The organism is Roseomonas sp. TAS13 (assembly GCF_001950415.1).
In the GTDB taxonomy this organism is placed as follows: domain Bacteria; phylum Pseudomonadota; class Alphaproteobacteria; order Acetobacterales; family Acetobacteraceae; genus Roseomonas; species Roseomonas mucosa.
In genome coordinates this window covers 1-2,765 of record NZ_BDLP01000482.1, presented here as the reverse complement: position 1 = coordinate 2,765, position 2,765 = coordinate 1, and the positions used below count along the sequence as shown (strand labels likewise).

Below are 2,765 nucleotides of genomic sequence, written 5' to 3'. Positions count from 1 at the left end.
CCTTACGGTGGAGCTGTGCGTAGATGTGATCAAGAGACAGTGTCAACGCGGCGCATGAGGAGCTGCTGGCCGGGCGCATCCGCGCCGAGTTCCCGGACCTGCCGCTCAGCCTGTCCTCCGAGGTGAGCCCGGAGATCCGCGAATACGAGCGCAGCTCGACCACCGTGCTGAACGCGCTGCTGATGCCGGTGGTGGGGCGCTACCTCGCCCGGCTGCAGCAGCGCATGGTGGAACGCGCGCTGGCGGCGCGGCTGCTGCTGGTGCAGTCCAATGGCGGCGTCTGCTCGGCGGAGATGGCGTCGCGGCAGCCGGTGCGGCTGCTGCTGTCCGGCCCCAGCGGCGGGGCGCTCGCCACCATGCGCGCTGCCGAGGCGCTGGGCCGGCCGAACCTCGTCGGCGCGGACATGGGCGGCACCTCCTTCGACATCTGCGTGGTGCAGGGCGGGCAGGTCACGCTGATGACCCAGGGCGAGATCGACGGCCTGCCGGTGCGCCTGCCGATGATCGAGATCCGCACCATCGGCTCCGGCGGCGGCTCCCTCGCGGCGGTGGATTCCGGCGGGCGGCTCACCGTCGGGCCGCGCTCGGCGGGCTCCTTCCCTGGTCCCGTCTGCTACCGCCGGGGCGGCACCGAGCCGGCGGTGACGGATGTGAACATCGCCCTCGGGCGGCTGGACGGGCGTTTCTTCCTGGGCGGCGCCATGGCGCTGGACACGGAAGGCGCCCGCGAGGCCATCGCCGCGAAGGTGGCGCGGCCCCTGGGGCTGGAAACGGATGCGGCGGCGGAAGGGGTGCTGACCGTGGTCAACAACGCGCTCGCCTCGGCGGCGCGGCTCAGCCTCTTCGAGAAGGGGCTCGACCCGCGCGACTTCAGCCTGCTCTCCTTCGGCGGCGCGGGCGGGCTGCACGCCATCCCCGTGGCCGAGGAGCTGGGCATCGGCGAGGTGATCTTCCCGGCGGATGCCAGCACCTTCTCCGCCTTCGGCATCCTGCATTCCAACATCGTGCACGACGTGGCGCGCAGCCGGGTGATGCCGGCCGTGGCGGGGAACCTGCCCCGCATCGCGGAAAGCTGCGCCGCCCTGCGGGAGCAGGGCGACGCGCTGCTGGCCGCGGATGGCGTGCCGGACTTCCCCGGGCCATTGGCGGGTGTCCTGGCGGGCATGGACTGGGTGGCGGAACACCGGCCGGACCTGCCGTGGCTGGTGTCCCTGCCGGGCGACAACCCCTTCGCGCCGCCCGATCTCGTCGCGCGCCTGCATATCGCGCGGGAGGCCGCCGGGACCCCCATCGCCTGCGCGGCCTCCGGCCCGCACCGCCATCCGCCTGTGGCGCTGTGGCCCGTCGCGCTGCGCGGAGAGCTCCGGAGCAGCCTTCTGGCGGGGGAAAGGCGGGTCGGGGCCTGGGCCGCGCGCTGGGGCTGCGCCCTGGCCACCTGGGAGGCGGGGCCCGGCGATCCGTTCTTCAATGCCAATACGCCGGAGGAACTGGCGGAGGCCGAGCGGCGCATCCTGGGGTGAGGCGGCCCCGGGGGCGGGCCTCCGAATGGTGGGCCGTGCCGGGCCGTGGGCGTGGCCTTTGGACGCATGGGGCTCCGGCAGGGTTTTCGGGGGCTGGGCGGAGGCAAGGGTGACTGGGCCGTCGCTATCCGGGAGGCCAGGGTCTTTCACTTCCGTGCCGTTTCAGGGTTTTGGTGTTTTAGGTTTTTAGTCCTTTATCTGTCGGGATGGGGACCATGGCTTCGCTTTGCGTGGTGAATGGGTGCCATTGAGGCCTTGCCTTGCGGGGCCACAGTATCGAGGCGGGAGGTGCGCGGAGGGTGCGGGCCTTCCGTGGCACCGGGAGCCGGTGCTGTCGGGCAGGCGGAACCCAGGCTATGACTTTATTCCTATAGCGTGGCGCGGGCGGAGAAGCAAGAGGCACTCCATGGACCGGCGTGGTTCATGGCCCGTGTCAGAACAGCCCGGCGAAGGGCAGCACCAGGATGCGGTCGCCCGGCGCGACATCGCCCATGTCTTCCGGCAGCTCGGCGAAGGCGTCGCTTTGCAGCAGCGAGGCGATCTGCCCCGCCCCTGCCCGCCCCGGCTTGCGGGCCACCGGACCGTCCGGCCCCGCCTCCACCGCCACGCGCAGGTATTCCCGCCGCCCCGGCAGCTTGCGGTGGCTGAAGCCGGCGCGCAGCTCGAAACGCGGCAGCGGCTTCGGCGCGGCCCCGGCGAGGTGCAGGGCCAGGGGACGCGCGAGGTGCAGGAAGCCGAGCAGCGCGGCGACCGGATTGCCCGGCAGGCCCATGACGGGGCGGCCCTCCACCACCCCCATCGCCAGGGGACGCCCCGGCTTCACCGCCAGCCGCCAGAAGGCGAGGCTCCCCGTTGCCTCCATGGCCCGGCGGACATGGTCCTCCTCGCCCGTGCTCACGCCGCCGGATGTCAGTAACATGTCATGCGAGAGCGCAGCCTCGCGCAGCGCTGCCTCGGTCTCCCCGCGCCGGTCGGGCAGCAGGCCGAGATCCACCGCCTCCACCGGCAGGTTCGCCAGCAGGGACAGCAGCATGAAGCGGTTGCTGTCATGCGCCTGGGCCGGGCCGAGCCGCCCGCCGGGCGGCACCAGCTCGCTGCCCGTGCTGAAGACGCCCAGGCGTGGGCGCCGCGTCACGGGAAGGGCCGCCAGGCCCAGTGCCGCCGCCAGGGCGATCTCGGGGGCCGCGACCAGCCGCCCCTTCGGCAGGGCCAGGGCGCCCGTCGGCAGGTCCTCCCCGGCGTGGC

General features: G+C 73.1%; 2 protein-coding genes. One reads left to right on the top strand and one right to left on the bottom strand.

What is annotated here, in order from left to right; translation table 11 throughout:
- Positions 1–122 precede the first annotated feature (122 nt).
- On the top strand, positions 123–1,520 hold the full coding sequence (locus ROTAS13_RS22460) for a hydantoinase/oxoprolinase family protein (RefSeq protein WP_075823496.1): 1,398 nt from the start codon (positions 123–125) through the stop codon (positions 1,518–1,520).
- A 433-nt stretch (positions 1,521–1,953) separates the two neighbouring features.
- On the opposite strand, the gene ROTAS13_RS22455 is transcribed toward ROTAS13_RS22460, so the two are convergent.
- Positions 1,954–2,765, bottom strand: an 812-nt coding sequence (locus ROTAS13_RS22455; protein WP_139323503.1) for a molybdopterin molybdotransferase MoeA, incomplete at its 5' end; no start/stop codon positions are given.